Origin of the sequence: Sphingobacterium sp. N143, assembly GCF_030325625.1 — a bacterium.
Taxonomy (GTDB): domain Bacteria; phylum Bacteroidota; class Bacteroidia; order Sphingobacteriales; family Sphingobacteriaceae; genus Sphingobacterium.
The window spans coordinates 554,154-572,152 of the sequence record NZ_JACAIS010000002.1; the positions used below are offsets into that span (position 1 = coordinate 554,154).

Sequence of the window (17,999 nt, forward strand, 5' to 3'; positions counted from 1 at the left end):
AGTTGCTTGTATTTACATTATTATCAATTTGAAAACCAAGCTCACATTCTTTTAACAAGTATCCAACAAACATCTTACATTTTTTAGGGAAAAAGTAAGAAATGCTTCCCTATCTTTGCTGGCTATAATTTATAGAATGACGGGAAAAACATATTTATATTCTTATTTTGCTTTTTTTATTTGTTTATTTTCAATTAAAACATATTCCCAACAGCTCCCTAAACGGGAATTTCGTGGTGTCTGGGTCGCAACCATCGGTAACATAGACTGGCCTTCTGTTAAAGCGGGTAATGATGTTGCACGGCAGAAGCAAGAGTTTATCAACTTACTGGAACAACACCGGAATGCAGGCCTGAATGCCATCATCCTGCAAGTGCGTCCGGCAGCGGATGCCTTTTATGCGAAAGGACGGGAACCTTGGAGCAGGTACCTGACCGGGAAGCAGGGGCTTGCTCCCTCACCATTCTATGACCCCTTGGAATTTGCCATTGAAGAAGCCCACAAAAGAGGGATGGAGCTCCATGCCTGGTTTAACCCTTACCGGGCATCAACCACGTTGAACCCGGCCCATTTCTCTGACGACCACATCACCAAGCGCCATCCCGAATGGTTCTTTACCTATGCCGGAAAGAAGCTTTTTAATCCGGGCATCCCGGAGGTCCGTCAATATATCATCGATGTCATCATGGACGTTGTCAAGAATTATGATGTGGACGGTATTCATTTTGACGACTATTTCTACCCCTATCCCGATAGCAGAAATACACCTGTCCCGGATCAGATCACCTTTGGCCGGTACAGCAATGGCATTAAAACGATCGACGACTGGCGGCGTAACAATGTCAATCTACTTGTGCATGAACTTGGTGCCGCCATTAAAAAAGTAAAACCTTATGTCAAATATGGCATCAGTCCTTGTGGGGTCTGGGATAACAAGGAAAATAATGCTGAAGGATCCGAGACACGGGGCTTGAGTGCTTACCGCGAACTCTATGCCGATGGTGTAAAATGGATGCAGGAAGGATGGATTGACTATATCAATCCACAGATCTATTTTCCTTTCAAAAACCGAGCAGCAGCTTATGAGGTATTGGTTTCCTGGTGGCAAAAACACAGCTATGGGCGGCATTTTTATGTCGGTCATGGAGCCTATAGGGTGACCGAACATAAAATCGGCTGGACTGACAAAAGCCAAATCCCGAGGCAGGTACGGCATTTACGTCAAGAGCATGATGTCGATGGCAGTATATATTTCAGCTCCAAATCACTCACCGACAATCTGGCGGGCCTGCAGGATTCTATGCGGAATGACCTATACCGCGCTCCGGCATTACCACCGACGATGCCCTGGCTGGATAGCATCCCGCCTCATGCACCATTTGGCTTATTGGTTAAATCATCACCAAACCGCAGGCTGAATACGCTTTTCTGGCAGAAGCCGGATACTGCACCTGATGGTGAATCTGCCTATGGGTATGTGGTTTATCGCTTTGCTGTAGGTGAACAGGTCAATATCAAAGATCCGAATAAAATTATTTTTATCACCTTTGACAGCAACAAACTTCAGTATACGGACGACGACATCCAGCCACATCATGCCTATAAGTATGTGGTCACCGCCATCGACCGGATGAAAAATGAAAGCAAACCATCGGACAGCAGGGAGGTCAACGAAGTATTATAAGCTTTTGCACCGTACATGCAAGAAATAACCCTCAAGGAATCGCAATGCCGAATTAGCGGAGCGCCCCTGAGGGTTATTTTATAGGATGGCTGTTAGGCCGGATGGGTTCAAAGTAAATTATTTACCTTGTCCGTTTTTAAACTTCTTATTGATGGTGACAGGTAGTTTTCCTTTCGGAACATTTTGCCCCAATATAGTTTTTGCAGCGGCTTTCTGCATAAAAGCATCATTTTGATAAGCCAATAAGATCGTTTTTGCTTTCTTGGATGCCTCGAAACCATCTAGCGCATAGGCATTGGTAAAGCAGGTCAGGATGGATTTTTTTGCAAATTTTTTCATCAGCCCCTGCACCTCTTTATTCAGGGACATGGTAGGCCGTGGACGGACTCTGGTATCATGCACGGCGATAATGTATTGTTTATTCTTCTTGATTTCTTTACGGATACGCTTGATATCATCTTTACTCATGCTGTCGGTGATGAAATATTGGGTTTCATTTGACAGTGCATTGGCCAATTCATTTTGAAATTCCTGGTTGGAACTGATCCCCACATTGATAATCGCTGTGGGCAGGTCTTTATTGAATGACCTGATTTTTTCTGTGGATTTCAGTGCTGTGACCGCTGCATTGGCCAGTTCATCGATCAGCTGAATAGTCGATGTACGATGTAGGTCGGCATATAAGTTCTGCCTTGAAGTAACCTGATATTTATCCAGTCCCAACCATAATTTCGCTGCCAATACGCGTTTGACACGGGCATCAATATCGGTCTGTGCGATACGGCCTTCGGCTATCGCTTTTAGGATAAGGTCGATGGCACGTTTGCTATTTTCGGAAACCTCCAGCAGGTCGTGCCCCGCAATGATCGCCTGTACATCAGCCTCTCCGTTTGGAAAAAATTTCTTTACGCCGTTCATATCCATCGCATCGGTCACAGTAAGCCCTTTAAAGCCCAGTTCATTGCGCAACAGGTCAGTTACAACCTTTTTGGAAATAGAGGATGGCATATGGGGTGTATCGTCTAAGCTCGGAATGTTCATATGGGCCACCATGACTGCGGGAGCCCCTGCTTTAATGAGTTCTTTAAAAGGGTAGAGCTCCAGGCTGTCTAACCTCGCTTTATCAAAAGGCAACTGAGGAAGATCATGATGTGAATCCACATCTGTATCACCATGGCCAGGAAAATGCTTGATCGATGCTAAAATGCCACCTTCAACCATACCGTCCATGTATGCTTTCGCCTTTTTTGCCACATTATATTTGTTATCGCCAAAAGAACGGATACCGATTACCGGATTTTTGGGATTATTGTTGATATCGACATCAGGAGCAAAATTGAAATGCATCCCCATACGATGGAAATCAAGCGCAACCTCACGCCCCATACGGTAAATCAGTTGATCATCCTGTATGGCTCCTAAAGTCATCTGGTAAGGAAAAGACAGTGTCGAATCTGGCATACGCATTCCCAATCCCCATTCGCCATCAAAAGTCACCAGCAAAGGCACCTTGGACAAGGATTGATAACGGTTGAACATATCAACATGCCGTACTGGTCCCCCCTGAAAAACAACAAGACCACCCAAATGTTCATCTTGCACGACCCGGGCTACAGAATCAATGTATTGCTGACCAAGATTTGTATGCGCACGGACCAAAAAAAGCTGGGCGACTTTTTCCTTCGGTGTCAAGGTATGAAATACGGAATCTACCCAAGCATGCGGTGAATTGATGTATTTTACAAAATCTTTCTTATCCTGAGCTTTCAAAAATGAAATTGAGCTGGCCAATGCCAATAGTCCCAGGCTGAGTTTTTTGAACATAAATTAGTTGTATAATGAATTAAAATAGAGTACTAATAACGTCATAATTTTGGATAAAATGAAATTGTTTTTGCAATAATTTAATATAAACACGCATAAAGACGCATTTTCACCGCGAGCAGGATGCTTGTCTTAACCTGGGATCAGAGCCGGGATCAAAAGAATCCCATTGTCCAGCCCCAAATGGATCAGAGCTAAATCAAATTATATTTTTTTTCAAGAAAGAGTGTCAATTCGATAGTTTGTTCCAGTTCACCAATGGCTTCTTTTTTCCATAAGGTATCGATGATCAACAGCAGGAACTGTGTTTCAAATTCAGGGCTTTCGTAGCCAAGTTCTTTAAAAGCCCGATGGATGATCGGTTGCACCGGTTTCATGAATTGTTCGTGTTGTTGCTTGGAGAAAGGATGATGCGACAGGCGTTCCTGCAGTTTCCAAAATATAGGTTCAGCACTGACCAATTTACCTGGTAAATTGATCATCGTGCGCAAAAACTCTTTCGGCTCACGATAGGTCATCATCCCCCGGTGATGGGTAAGCACCTTTCGATACCCAGACTTGATCAAATAGACTAAAAGGGCATCTTTATTGCCAAAATGCTTGAAGATTAAGGCTTCTGAAACACCTGCATTTTGTGCAATGGTTTTGGTAGACGTATTGGTATAGCCCTGATCAGAAAAAAGTAATAAGGCTTCTTTCATAATACGTTCTTTCCTACTCAAAACACTCTCTTTCATATACGATAGTTGTCCAGTTGATTCTAATTCTACTGCAAACTTAGATATATTGCTTTTTATATGCAATATAATTGCGCGTTATATAAAACAATATATCGGTCTCCCCGCTGCCGCTGAGCATCTTTGTTAGATGAGGATATGTATCCAATTTTTCCCTTCACTTAAGCTTATTGTAACTAAAATGATAATAATTCGTAACAAATAGTCCCTTAAATTTGGGGGGGACAAACAATAAACGTCAATAATACATTAAATTAAGCCAATATTCTAAATTAATGAACGCCAATATCTGGGTCACCGTTGTCGTATTTTTCTATTTACTGTTGTTGGGGACAAGCGTTTTTGCTCAACAGCATATTGCGGGGAAGCTCTTGGACAACAGCACTTCAAAGCCTATTTCGGGTGCCAGCGTGACGATTATTTCACGTAAAGATTCCAGTAAATTTCAATTGCCAACAGATATTGTAGGCAGATTTAGCAGCGGCTCATTACCAAACGGAGCGTATATGATCCTGGTGCAGCCTATGGGTTATTCGGCAGACAGCAGCCAGGTTATACTGACCGGGGAGCCAGTTGACGTTCTGTTCAAGCTCAACAATTCAGAAATCGTTCTGGATGAAATCAATATCACGCCCAGTACTGTTCAGGTCAAGGGGGATACCCTGGAATTTGACACCAAAAAATATGTGACACAGGATTTTGCAGATGCCGATGAACTGGTAAAACAGATCCCAGGCGTAGAGATTGACGAGGATGGCAATGTGAAGGCACAGGGAGAGGCCGTCAATAAAATTATTATTGATGGCCGCGAATTTTTCAGCACTGACCCGAAAGTTGCCCTCCGGAATTTACCGGCCGATGTGATTGCCAAAGTACAGATCATAGATGACAAGACCGAGCAGGCCAAGTTCAGCGGGTTTGATGATGGCACGCGGATGAAGGTTATCAACATTGTCACGAAGCCTGAGAAGAGAAAATCCTACTTTGGCAAAATTTCAGGCGGTGTCGGCCCAGAGGAGAAATATGCCATCAACACACAGGTGACAAAAATGAATCCCAAACGTCAATATTCAATCGACATCAATACCAACAACGTCAACCAGCCAAATGGATTTTCCCCCAGGGGAAATAACCGTGGCCGGACAGGACAGGGCATCACAACCCGCTTTAATGCAGGATTCAATTACCTGGATCGTTTTTTTGGGGAGCGGATGGATTTCAATACCAACTATGCCTATCATTATACGGACAACAATATCATCAGCCAGAATAAAACAGACTATACGGCTGGGAACCGGGCCAACCAGCTAACCAACCAGGAACAATTGGGCAACACCTATACAAACAACCATGCTTTGTCAATCAGAGCCAACTGGAAGATCGATTCTCTCCAAAAACTGGATTTCCAGCCCCGTTTTTCTTATCAGAGCGACAATAGGCATAATAGTTCCATGGGCAATACCTTACTGAACCTCACGGAAATACTCAACAGCTCCCAGCGTGACAACAAAAGTCTTGGTGAAAATTTCAATTGGGGTGGGGACCTGACCTATATGCGTCGGCTGGGCAAGCCGGGGCGCACGATCAGTTTAAATCTCAATGGCTCCTTCAGTACCAACAAAAGCAATGCAGCCAACTATGCCTTAAACTCCTATTACCGTGATGGAGCATTCGACCGCGTGGATACCGTTGACAATAGAAACTACAGCAAGGGTGACAACAATGGTTTTCGTTCGAAAGTAGCTTACACGGAAATGCTGGGCAAATATTCCCGCATACAGGGAAACTATACCTTTCGGAATACTGCCCGATATTCTGACCGAAAGACATACGAATTCCTGGCAGAAACGGGGCAAGTGGGGGAATTAAAGGACCGTCTTTCCAATGAGTTTCGCAACGATTTCTTGTACCACAGTGCGGGTCTATCCTATTTATTTAACAAAAAAGACAGCATCCGTTTTCAAATTGGGCTGGACTACCAAAATGCTGCACAGGCCAATGACCGGATATTACCCAGTATACTTGCCACGAAGAGTCACTTCAACAGCCTGCTGCCCAATGTAAATTTCCAGTACAATTTCACAAAAGAAACCCGAATTGAGCTACGCTATAATGCAAAGACCAATACGCCAAGCATCGAACAACTTCAAGATTTTATAGACAACCAGAATCCGCTGCGCATCAGTTCCGGAAATCCCAACCTCAAGCAGGAATATGACCATAATCTTGTCATGCAGTTCCGGTCGATCAACAAAGCTTCGGGCAGAAGCTTTACCTCGGGGTTTACAGCTGATTTTATCCAGCATAAAATCAGCAACACGATCTTTACCACAGACTCGGCCTTTACGATTGCGGAAGATATTGTACTGGGGCCGGGGGGACAATACAGTAAACCGGAAAATTTTGACGGGGTGTATAACCTCAGATGGCATAATAGCTTTGGCTATCGCATCGAACCGCTCAAATTGAACATCAACCTCAACAACAACCTGTATTTTAATCAAAACTACACCTTGCTGAACTTTGAAAAAGTAGATGCAAAAACATATGGCATAAACCAGCGCATCGGCGTAAATACGGCATTCAGCAAAGAACTTATCATCGGGTTGGATTATAACGGAAATCTATCCTATTCCAAAAATTCAGCTACCGAAACATCAAATTATTCGGTCTACAGACATACTGTCGGCAATTCCATCGCCTTGACCTTATTGAAAACCTGGACGTTAAATTCAACATTTAATTACTTATACAATGGCAGCATCTTGAATGCGGCAAGTACCACGAGTTTATTATGGAATATTGCCATCGGAAAGAAGCTGTTCAGGCGTAGAAATGCAGAAGTCAACCTAACGGTATTTGACCTCTTAAATGACAATAAAAACATCAACCAGCAGATCAACGATCTTTGGGTACGTGTCTCGCAATCCAATGCTATCACACGCTATGCCATGCTGAGTTTTACTTACCACATCCGGGGCCTGAGGGGAAAAGGGGGCAAACACTAAAAATCAATCGACCGTAAGCATGTAACCCACCCCCCTGACATTGGTAATCTTGACCCGACTGTCCTGACTCAGGTATTTCCGGATACGACTGATAAATACATCTAGGCTCCGCCCCGTAAAATATTTGTCATGACTCCAATAGGCCCGCATAATATCTTCTCTGGAGATGACTTTGTCTTTTTGCTCGTACAGCTTACGCAGCAGCTCACTTTCACGAAAGGATAGTTTGAGCACCTCTCCCTGGTAGGTCAGCTGATGTCTCAGGCTATCCAAGGTATAATCCCCGATCATCAGTTTTTGTCCAAACAACATCTTGGGGCTATTTTTAAGCAGGGACTCAATCCGCACGACCAGTTCCTCAATCTTGAATGGCTTCTTCACATAATCGTCACCACCAATACGAAATCCTTTAACGACATCTTCTGTCTGTACCTTGGCAGTCAGGAAAATGATCGGGACCTGCGTATCAAGTTCTCTGATCTTTGCTGCCAGGGTAAAGCCATCCATGACCGGCATCATGACATCAATAACCAAGATATCGGGCTTGGCGGATCCGAAGGATTCCAGGGCCTCATGCCCATTGCTGCAATGGACCACAGCAAAACCGTTTGCCTCCAGGCTATCTGCTACAATCATCGCCAGGCTTGGCTCGTCTTCTACATATAAAATATCAATCATGGTAACTATGCGTATTGAGTACTTAGATTTAGACTGTTCAAGCCTAAGGCTTACCAACTTCGTCTTTTATCCTTGTCCGTTATTCTTTGTTCTTTGCTTCTTGTTCTACTTATATCCAAACATCAGTGATCCTTGGTCCCGCGTTTGGGTAAGCGAATGACAAATGTACTTCCTTTGTCCAATTCACTTTGCACAGTAATCCGTCCTTCATGTCTTTTGATCACTTGTTTAACATAGGCAAGCCCCAATCCAAAACCTTTCACGTCGTGCAAATTTCCGGCCGGCACCCTAAAAAACATATCAAAAATCTGCTTGTGGTATTCTGCGGGGATTCCTTTTCCATCATCCGAAATACGGATCTGGACATCGTCCCTTATCTCCTGTATATCGACGATAATATTCGCTTGGTTGCCGGTATATTTAATAGCATTTTCCAGTAAATTATTGATCACATTCTTGAGATGGGATTCGTCGCCGTGGATCTTAATTTCTGTGGGATTGGCAAGCAGTTCTATAACCACTGTCTTGGTTTTATTAAGCTGAGCTACTTCAATGGCACTTTTTGCCATGGCTACCATATCGAAATCCGAAGGTTGCAGCACAAGCCCTCTGGTCGCATCAATGTCCATCTGTAGCACCTTTTCGATCATATTGGACAGATGCTCGAGCTCTCGTTTAGAAATATTCAGATAGCGGTTCATCTTTTCCCTATCATCTTGGACACCATACAGCTGAATAGCCTCCACAGCTGCCATAACGGTAGATACTGGAGTTTTGAGTTCATGGGTCATATTATCCACAAAGTTTTTACGAAGCTCGGCCATCTTGTTTTGTGTCAAAATAGTCTTCATCAAATAGAAAAAGGTACCTAATAACAGACCTATCAGCAGAAAAGAAATCAGCAATTGCCAGCTGAGACTATAGAGCAGGTACTTCCAGTCTTCTTTGAATTTGACAACCAGAAATTCACTTTTGGCAGGATTAACCATCATGGGCCGGGTCCAGGCCAGATTTTTTGCCCTGTATTCGCGCCTAACATCCTTGATTTGTCTATGTGGGATGTTGACTGTACTCAATTCATAAGGAACTGAAATCCCTTTGTTATTTAATGATTCTTTGAATTTCGTATCGATCAGGTTCAGATTACCTGCATTCATTTCAAAGTCGCGGAACAAAAAGGGTGGTATAATTGCATTTTGGTTTTCGCGGTCTTTGACATATATTTTTCTTTTCCTGTCATGATTAGTCCCGGGAACAGGTCTGGCATGGGGCATTTCGGCCCGTACACGGGCTAAGGCGCTATCAAGTGTCGCCCCGGGGAGCAAGGGTTGCAGTTCTTTCTTTACATTGTTGAGCAATTGCACCTGGTCTCCTTCCGGGCCTTCCATCCGGTGGTCCCCATTCTCCGCCTGATACACCTCCTGGACGGCATTGAAAAGTGAACGTTCGGCAGTCGATAGGAAAAGATCCCGGCGATCGGTATAACTACCATAAAGCCAAACCCCCAGCACGATGGTAATCCCCATGCCGATCACAACAATCAATGTGATCAATAATTTAAATCTTCTACCCATAACGAAAACAAATTTAAATTACTAGATTTGCAATCGCTGTGGTAATTAACCATATTTAACAAAATATAACACTGATTAACAGTAAGCATTGATTACTTTTGCACTATTCAAAAATTAATATGATCAAAGACTTTAAGAGACGTAGTATTCAATTTTTACTTCCACTTTTTACACTGGCTGCTTTCGTTGGTTGTAATAAGGATATTTCACTCTCTTTGGACAACTCCAGAGATGAAACTATTGGTGTAGTACCGATTGATACGGTTTCCGTCAAAGTTTCTACTTATCAATTGGATAATATTCCAACTTCTGCGACTGGAACAATGCTTGTTGGGAAAAACAGCAATGCCATTACCGGTAGCGTCAAGTCAACCGCTTATATGCGCTTAGGTGTAGGAACGGTCAGTAACTCCTCCATTCCTGATGATGCGGTATTGGATTCTGTGACATTGGTCCTCACGCCGAACAAATATTATTACGGGGATACGACACAAGTACAGAAGGTGTCTGTGCACCGCGTACTGGAAGACATTACACAAACACAGATAGACCTGACAAAACCTGCTGACGAACGTCCGGTTTTTGTTACCACGGCATCATTATTCAGCAAGCAGAAATTTGAATACGAACAATCTCCGCTAGCGGAACTTTCCTTCAGCCCTCGGGTAAAATCAATTGATTCATTATTCTTTAAGTTCAATAACAGCATCAGCAACGAGTTGTTCACGATGATTAAGAATAATGATAACCGGATCCAGAACAGCACCAGTTTTCAGGAATATTTCAAAGGCCTGGCATTGGTTCCTGACGATAATAACACCGCCATGGTCGGATTTAAAGATACCGTATATCTACAGGTCCATTATTCCTTCCTGAATAATGAAGGGACAAAGTCTGTGGGTAAACAATATTTTTCTATCGACAACAAAGCTTTCCAATACAATCAGATTGAATCGGATCGTTCCGGAACCAAGTTTGCACCGATGACCTTGGCTAATCCGCAGATCTCGAGCAAACAAACCGATGGTTATGCTTTTCTGGAAGGTTCGACCGGGGTTGTAGCAAAAATCGAATTCCCTACGTTATTAGAATTAGTGAATAACCCATCGATTGCGATAAACAAGGCAGAACTTGTTATCGAAGCTGAAAATGGGGCCTTAGCAACGTTTACACAACCCCAGAGTTTGGTGTTAATGATCGCTAATAACAGTGGAAACCCTGTAAGCTTATTGACATCTCCTTATGGTACCACTACACAACAGGTTCCTTTGGTTCCGGGTGATGATTTTGGATCGAATGGTAAATACACCTTTAATTTGATTGAATATTTAGCAAAAATTAAAACAACGGCATACAAAAACACTTCATTATATCTATCTTTACCAACATCGGGGTTGTTTTCAAGTGGAAACAGATTAATATTGGCAAAAGATAATGATAATGATCCCAAAATTAAATTAAACATCCTTTATACTAAATTTTAATAATTTATGAACAAGAAAAATTGGCTACTCGTTTTATTAGCTTTTGTATTTACAGTTACAACTTTCTCTTCTTGTAAAAAAAGTGACGACGACACTTCTGATAAATCAGATGAGTGGTTTGAAAAAGCGGCATTTAAAGGGCCACAAACTTCATCTGCTGCAAGCTTTTTAATAAATAATGTTGCATATGTTTCTACTGGTTTAGCAAGTAACGCAGGTGGTAAACCCTTCCGTGTTCAAGATACTTATGCTTATGATGTAGCATCAAATACTTGGGCGGAGAAAACACCATTTACTGGAGTTGCCAGAAACGGTGCCATCGGTTTCTCCATTGGTAATGTTGGTTATGTTGGTGGTGGTAATGACGGAACGAACAACCTAAAAGATTTTTATAAATTCGATCCTGCTGCTGATGGTGGCAAAGGAGCTTGGTCTCCGATTGCTCCACTTCCTATTGCATTATCAAATGCGGTAGCATTTACGTTGAACGGTGCAGCATATGTTGGAACAGGTGAAACTGTTATCAATGGTGGTACGACTAACACAAATGAGTTCTATAAATATGACCCATCTGCTAATACATGGCAAGCAATCAATGATGCTCCATTTTCTGCTAAAAGAAAAGCGGCATTCTCTTTTGTTTTAAATAATGTTGCTTATGTAGGTGGTGGTATTTCAAACGGTTCATATCCAAAAGATTTCTACAAATTTGACGGTAGCAAATGGACTAAATTGAATGATCTAAACAGAAGTGACAACTCGTATACTTACGACTTAACACGTTCAAATGCTTCAGCATTTGCAATCAATGGTACTCCATTTGTCGTAGGTGGTTACAAAAATGCGGTTATTAATAGTGTTTGGAAATACAATGTAGGTGGTGATTATTGGACAAACGATAACGGTGCTTTTGCAGGATCGGCTCGTCAAGATGCAGTAGGTTTTGCTGTAGGGAACAATGGTTACATCACAACAGGTCTTAACGGTTCAACCCGTTTTGACGATACTTGGATGTTTACTCCGATTTATTAATCGAAATAAATTCAATATAGAAAAAGGGATGAAGTAGCTACTTCATCCCTTTTTTATTGTATATACCCTGCCCCCTATCCGAAGGGACTTTCCATCTGTACCTGTTGCCCCTTTATCGGGCAGCCCCAGATTCTTCTGGGCCTTACGGTTTCGAAAGATATCTTCTGGAACACAAAGACCTGCACATAAAAAAGCCGTATCCTTGATACGGCTTTTTTATGTGCAGGTCGGTCAGCTGTCCGTTACCGTTCAACTGCCTTAATTTCATAGAGGGTATTCCATAATTTCCCAGTCACAAACAGTCGTTTGCCGGCATGGTCATAAGCAATACCGTTGAGCTCATTATCGTAGGCCGCAGTATGTTCATAAATCCCCACCAGATTGATTCTTTCTTCAACAGCTCCTGTCTCCGGATTGATGATGGCAATCACATCCTTCTGATAGACATTGGCATATACTTTACCATCGATATATTCCAGTTCATTCAGCGAATCCACAGGGCCGTTCTCATCATAAACACCAATAACATGCAATTCTTTACCTGTCGTTTTATCTAGAAAGAATAGCTTATTGGACCCGTCCGATTTGATCAAATGCTTGCCGTCATAGGTAAGGCCCCAGCCTTCTTTACTATTTCCATATTTGAAAGCGCTTTCTTTTGTAAACGTATTTTTATCAAACACATAACCTTCTCCTTGCTCCCAGGTCAACATAAACAGTTTATTGTCGACCAGGGTCATTCCTTCGGCAAAAGTTTTCTCATCGAATTTGATTTCCTTCAGTACTTTTCCTGTTTTTAGGTCTACTTTACGGAGATTCGATTCACCATAGCGGCCATTTGACTCGTATAAAATCCCATCTGCAAACTGAAGGCCTTGGGTAAATGCCGCAGTATCGTGTGGAAATTTATTAACGATTTCAAAGCCGTAGTTCTTCGCACTCGCCGGAACCACATAAAATGTGCTTGATACCGAATCGGATTTACCACCGCTGTAGACTAAGGCGGAGATATTACGTGAACCATAAGCCATGTTGTTCGTTTCTACAGTGATCGCGACCGTATCCGTTGAGGACCCTACATGCTTATCATCGACAAAATAAGCCACCGAATCCATGGTAACAGATTCAAATTTCAATTTTAACTGCAATTGGCTTCCCTTTAAAACGGTTTGATTTGTTTCGGGCATCGCAAACTCCAAAGCTGCCTTTTTCGATTTACACGAGGTAAATGCAAGTGCTGCAATCGCAATAAAATAAGTAATCTTTTTCATCTATATCTAATTAGTGATAAGTGTTTGTTTTTCCATGAAAGCAAGCACTTGGTTATTCATTCGCGTTTATCTTCAATCGTACCCTCGGGCCATACTACCACCTGTATGCTGCTCCTGATCAACTATCCCAAAAGGCATCTTTGATATGGGTAAGCTCTATCTCAGGACCTTTTTTTACAGCAATGACATCGAACCGTACTTCCCCAATATAGGCTGTCTTTAGTATGTATGCCTGGGCGGCACGAATCAATCGCCGTTGCTTCTGCACATCCACAAATTCCTGTGGAAGGCCAAATTCCGTACGACTACGTGTTTTTACCTCGACAAATACCAAGGTACGCTGATCCATGACGATCAAATCTACCTCTAAATTCTTAAATCGCCAATTTCTTAACACTATTTTACAGCCCTTTCCGATCAGGTATTCCATAGCCATTTGTTCACCATCTGCGCCTATTTCAAGATGCTTAGCCATATCATTTCTTTTATTTCACGATTGTATTTCCCAGAAAACCGCCCAGTAGGCGCTCTGCCTCCTTCAATTTTTGATATTTAAAGATCAGCACTTCGAGGTTAGCAACGTCCTTTTCGTGTTTCATCTCTTCACGGATATGGTGCATTTCGACTTCAATTTTACGTTTTTTTATCCGGTATATGGCCGTGACAACCAATTGTTTCAGATGTTCGTATTCTTGGGAAACGTAGATCTTACGTTTATCGTCGTTCCAATTTTCACTCAGCGCATATTTACTGGCCACACAATTGATGGCAAGTTCCGAAACCGCAGCATCTGCATTGGAATAAAATTGTTTTGCATCCGGTATTTCATAGTTTTCAGCAGCATCACGGTAGGCCTTTAGGATAAAGGCCGCTGCTTTATCTTTAAATTCGATATCCCCGATATTACCCAGCAATACACCTGCAACAGGGATATTGCCATCACCTTCCCAAGTGGCCAGATAATCTCCATAATTGATCAGAATACGCACGATTTCACGTTCCTGCAGAATTTCGGAGGTCAACTGTACATGAGGCTCCACGCTGCCCCCTGCAGGCATCCCGGCCCGTTCCTCCTCGGTCATGAAGAAATCTGGTGGTGGACCATCCATTCCCATAGCTGGTATACCCGATGCTGGGGGGGGATTCTGTGGCTTCCGGGCGGCCTTCTTTGCCCTATTGAGCCGGATCTTATTTAGTTCGGCCAGCAGGATACGCTCTTCGATATCCAACAGACTGCTACATTCCCGGATAAACACAGAAACTTTGATCTCATCAGGAATCAAGGCGATACTCTCCACAACATCCCGGATTACCTCAGCCCTCTTGATCGGATCATTGTTGGCATCACGAAGTAAAATATTGGTTTTATAGAAGATAAAGTCCTGCTGATTTGATTTGATATATTCCTTAAAGGCAGTAGCCCCAAACTTTTGCACATAAGAATCCGGGTCATTACCATCAGGGAATAGCAATACTTTGACATTTAAGCCTTCTTCCAGCAGCATATCGGTGCCCCGAAGTGAGGCTTTTATACCAGCTTCATCGCCATCATAGAGTATAGTGACATTCTTGGTGAACCTGGAAATTAATTTAATCTGCCCCGTGGTCAATGAGGTTCCAGATGAAGAAACCACATTTTCGACCCCGGCCTGATGGACAGACAGAACATCGGCATAACCTTCAACCAGATAGCAGTTATCTTCTTCCATGATGGCCTTTTTGGCAAAATTCAACCCATATAATACATCTGATTTATGGTATATTTCACTTTCAGGCGAGTTGACATATTTGGCGACTTTCTTATCTGTCTTAAGTGTCCGGCCACCAAAACCAATAATGCGTCCGGTCAGATTATGGATAGGAAACATCACCCGCCCACGGAAACGATCGTAGAGTGACTTGTCATCACGTTCGATCGCCAGGCCACTGGCGGCAAGATAACTGGGATGGAAGCCTGCCTGCTGAGCACTATCCACCAAAGCCGTCCATTCTTCAGGCGAATACCCCAGTTCAAATTTCTTGATGATATCCTCGCGGTACCCACGTTCTTTGAAATAGTTGAGTCCAATGACCTGCCCCATTTCGGTTTTCCAAAGCTGTTCCGTAAAAAATTTACCGGCCCAGGCACTCAGTACATATAGGCTCTCACGTTTATCCTGCGCTGCCAGCTGGGCCGGAGACCGTTCCACTTCCTCAATCTGGATCGAATATTTATCTGCCAGATAACGGATAGCTTCCGGGTAGGAAAACTTTTCCAGCTCCATGACAAATTTGAGTGAATCACCGCCCGCCCCACAACCAAAACATTTGTATATTCCCTTGGATACGGATACGTGGAATGAGGGGGTCTTTTCATTATGAAATGGACAATTTCCGATCAAAGAGGTCCCCCGTTTCTTTAAATCAACGAAGTCGCCCACCACTTCTTCTATCCGTGCTGTTTCCAGTACTTTGTCAATAACTTCTTGTTTTATCAAAACTGCTCCTATTTTTAATGTAAAAATAGCATAAATCTGAGATTTTTTTATCGGTATACCATTATTTGTCGGGATATAACCAGACCTGCATGTTGGAGTGAGCCTTATAACTTTCGATTTTGCATCTTCCTGATAAAACACTGCTGCTGGCAAGGCATAAACAGGATGTGTTATATGGCCCGTAAAAGACAAACCGAGCTTGCATATAAAAAGCAATTTATCTAAGTTTGTTGTTCAATTTATAGCTGATTAAGATCATCAAAATGAGCAAAACCATTAAGAAAATATGCTGTATCGGAGCCGGTTATGTAGGTGGTCCGACCATGTCCGTTGTCGCTAAACAATGTCCACATATTGAAGTCACGATTGTGGATGTCAACGCGGCACGTATTGCTGCATGGAACGACATTAACCTGGACAATCTTCCGGTTTATGAACCTGGCTTACAGGAAATCGTCGCTGCAGCACGTGACCGTAACCTGTTTTTCTCGACTGATATTGAAAAAGCTATTGATGAGGCTGACATGATTTTTATTTCCGTCAATACACCGACCAAAAATTATGGGAAGGGTAAAGGCATGGCTGCGGATTTAAAATATATCGAGCTCTGTGCACGTCAGATTGCTGCAGTGGCCAAAAATGATAAGATTGTGGTGGAGAAGTCTACACTTCCGGTGCGTACTGCCGCTGCATTGAAAAGCATCCTGGATAATACAGGCAATGGCGTGAATTTTCATATTCTGTCCAATCCGGAGTTTCTGGCTGAAGGGACCGCAATACAGGACCTGATCAATCCCGATCGTGTGCTTATCGGTGGGGAAAATGAAGAGGCCCTAGCTGCCCTGGTCGGGATTTATGCTCATTGGGTAGACCGCGACAAGATCTTAACGACCAATTTATGGTCTTCGGAACTGTCCAAATTGACCGCTAATGCTTTTTTGGCCCAGCGTGTCTCTTCCATCAATTCGATATCTGCCCTTTGTGAGAAGACCGGTGCCAATGTCGATGAAGTTTCGAAAGCGATTGGCATGGATACACGGATTGGTGCCAAATTTTTGAAAGCATCAGTCGGATTTGGCGGTTCCTGCTTTCAAAAGGATATCCTCAATCTTGTATACATTGCACGCAGCTATGGGCTCACGGAAGTCGCAGCATACTGGGACCAGGTGATTTTAATGAATGACTATCAGAAACAGCGATTTGCAGATAATATTATCCAGACTTTATATAATACTGTTTCTGGAAAAAAAATAGCGTTCTTAGGCTGGGCATTCAAAAAAGACACCAATGATACCCGAGAATCGGCAGCAATCTATGTCGCAGACTATTTATTGAACGAACAGGCCGAAATTACGGTATACGATCCGAAGGTATCTGCCGAACGGATCTATGCCGACCTCGACTATCTGAACAGCCGCTCCTCAGAAGAGAACAGGGCCCTGGTCAAGGTGGTCAATACTCCTTATGAAGCCTGTGACGACGCCCATGCTATCGCCGTCTTAACAGAATGGGATGAATTTACCACCTATGACTGGCGCAGGATTAAGGAACAGATGAAAAAACCGGCATTTGTCTTTGACGGACGTAAGCTCCTGGACCGTAAGAAACTGGAAGGTCTTGATTTTAAATATTACGCCATAGGCGAGTAAACCGAATCAATACATAAAAGGAACCCTCAGTGATACCGCCCTGAACCGGACGGATATACTGAGGGTTTTGTTTGTGCCTGTTGTCAACGCATAAGGAAAGAGAGATGAAACACAAGCGATACAACAGGACTTTTTATCTTAATTATTTAGCATACCATAAAATTCGTTCATATAATACGACTCCTGAAGGGCATCCCTAAAGTTTTGCCATTGCTCCTCATCAAAGGAAAATACAATATCAGGATACGGCGTCTTCATGATCAAGCGGAATTCACCATCCGGAAACGTGCTGAAGAAGAGTTCGTCACCACTGCTTTTCGTAATATTCAGAAAGTCTAAAAATTTATTCCGCGTAAATGTCAGTACAAAACTCTGTTGCCAGATATAATACGTTTTACATTTATGGCATACACTAATATGGGTATCTCCACGTTGACTTAGCATCTTGGTATCACACATCTTTTATTGTATTTATTTAGACTCATTATAAATAATATCCAAATGTAAGCATTGTTTTTAGAATAACAAGTACTTAAACAAAAAAAAGGCGATATTTTTTTTATATCGCCTTTTTTTTGTTT

The 17,999-nt window shown here is 42.7% G+C and carries 13 protein-coding genes; 5 read left to right on the forward strand and 8 right to left on the reverse strand.

The features are described 5' to 3' along the window. Window positions 1–136: 136 nt before the first annotated feature. On the forward strand, window positions 137–1,684 hold the full coding sequence (locus tag HX021_RS05855) for a glycoside hydrolase family 10-like protein (RefSeq protein WP_286589162.1): 1,548 nt from the start codon (window positions 137–139) through the stop codon (window positions 1,682–1,684). A gap of 117 nt (window positions 1,685–1,801) precedes the next feature. Here the strand turns inward: HX021_RS05855 and HX021_RS05860 are convergent, their stop codons facing one another. After that, the gene (locus HX021_RS05860) at window positions 1,802–3,508 is read right to left on the reverse strand and encodes a glycoside hydrolase family 3 protein (protein ID WP_286589163.1); all 1,707 of its coding nucleotides are present in this window, start codon (window positions 3,506–3,508) and stop codon (window positions 1,802–1,804) included. Window positions 3,509–3,702: 194 nt separating this feature from the next. Next, window positions 3,703–4,245 carry a TetR/AcrR family transcriptional regulator gene (locus tag HX021_RS05865; protein ID WP_286589164.1) on the reverse strand — a complete coding sequence of 181 codons (543 nt, stop codon included), beginning with the start codon at window positions 4,243–4,245 and terminating at the stop codon, window positions 3,703–3,705. A gap of 275 nt (window positions 4,246–4,520) precedes the next feature. Here HX021_RS05865 and HX021_RS05870 point away from each other — a divergent pair, with 275 nt between their 5' ends. After that, a complete protein-coding gene (locus tag HX021_RS05870; protein ID WP_286589166.1) occupies window positions 4,521–7,253 on the forward strand; it encodes a TonB-dependent receptor in 2,733 nt (910 codons plus the stop codon). A gap of 3 nt (window positions 7,254–7,256) precedes the next feature. Here the strand turns inward: HX021_RS05870 and HX021_RS05875 are convergent, their stop codons facing one another. Then, entirely contained in the window at window positions 7,257–7,931 is a 675-nt protein-coding gene (locus HX021_RS05875) for a response regulator transcription factor (RefSeq protein ID WP_286589167.1), read from the reverse strand. A gap of 122 nt (window positions 7,932–8,053) precedes the next feature. Further along, a complete protein-coding gene (locus tag HX021_RS05880; protein ID WP_286589169.1) occupies window positions 8,054–9,505 on the reverse strand; it encodes a sensor histidine kinase in 1,452 nt (483 codons plus the stop codon). Window positions 9,506–9,624: 119 nt separating this feature from the next. Here HX021_RS05880 and HX021_RS05885 point away from each other — a divergent pair, with 119 nt between their 5' ends. Both HX021_RS05885 and HX021_RS05890 read left to right on the forward strand, forming a co-directional pair. Beyond that, window positions 9,625–10,989 (forward strand): DUF4270 family protein, encoded by a 1,365-nt coding sequence (locus tag HX021_RS05885; RefSeq protein WP_286589171.1) that lies wholly within the window; start codon window positions 9,625–9,627, stop codon window positions 10,987–10,989. Between the two features lie 6 nt (window positions 10,990–10,995). Further along, on the forward strand, window positions 10,996–12,021 hold the full coding sequence (locus tag HX021_RS05890) for a Kelch repeat-containing protein (protein WP_286589172.1): 1,026 nt from the start codon (window positions 10,996–10,998) through the stop codon (window positions 12,019–12,021). A 242-nt stretch (window positions 12,022–12,263) separates the two neighbouring features. On the opposite strand, the gene HX021_RS05895 is transcribed toward HX021_RS05890, so the two are convergent. From HX021_RS05895 to dnaG, 3 genes are all read right to left on the reverse strand, one after another. Continuing rightward, the gene (locus HX021_RS05895; protein ID WP_286589173.1) at window positions 12,264–13,292 is read right to left on the reverse strand and encodes a glutaminyl-peptide cyclotransferase; all 1,029 of its coding nucleotides are present in this window, start codon (window positions 13,290–13,292) and stop codon (window positions 12,264–12,266) included. A 118-nt stretch (window positions 13,293–13,410) separates the two neighbouring features. After that, window positions 13,411–13,767 carry a YraN family protein gene (locus tag HX021_RS05900; RefSeq protein WP_286589175.1) on the reverse strand — a complete coding sequence of 119 codons (357 nt, stop codon included), beginning with the start codon at window positions 13,765–13,767 and terminating at the stop codon, window positions 13,411–13,413. A gap of 10 nt (window positions 13,768–13,777) precedes the next feature. Next, window positions 13,778–15,769 carry a DNA primase gene (gene dnaG / locus HX021_RS05905; protein ID WP_286589176.1) on the reverse strand — a complete coding sequence of 664 codons (1,992 nt, stop codon included), beginning with the start codon at window positions 15,767–15,769 and terminating at the stop codon, window positions 13,778–13,780. A 263-nt stretch (window positions 15,770–16,032) separates the two neighbouring features. On the opposite strand from dnaG, the gene HX021_RS05910 reads away from it, so the two are divergent. Then, window positions 16,033–17,418: a nucleotide sugar dehydrogenase gene (locus HX021_RS05910; protein ID WP_286589177.1), complete on the forward strand. Its 1,386-nt coding sequence runs from the start codon at window positions 16,033–16,035 to the stop codon at window positions 17,416–17,418. A 138-nt stretch (window positions 17,419–17,556) separates the two neighbouring features. Here HX021_RS05910 and HX021_RS05915 read toward each other — a convergent pair whose 3' ends face one another. Next, window positions 17,557–17,877, reverse strand: coding sequence for a hypothetical protein (locus tag HX021_RS05915; RefSeq protein WP_286589179.1), 321 nt, complete (start codon window positions 17,875–17,877; stop codon window positions 17,557–17,559). Window positions 17,878–17,999: the final 122 nt, after the last annotated feature.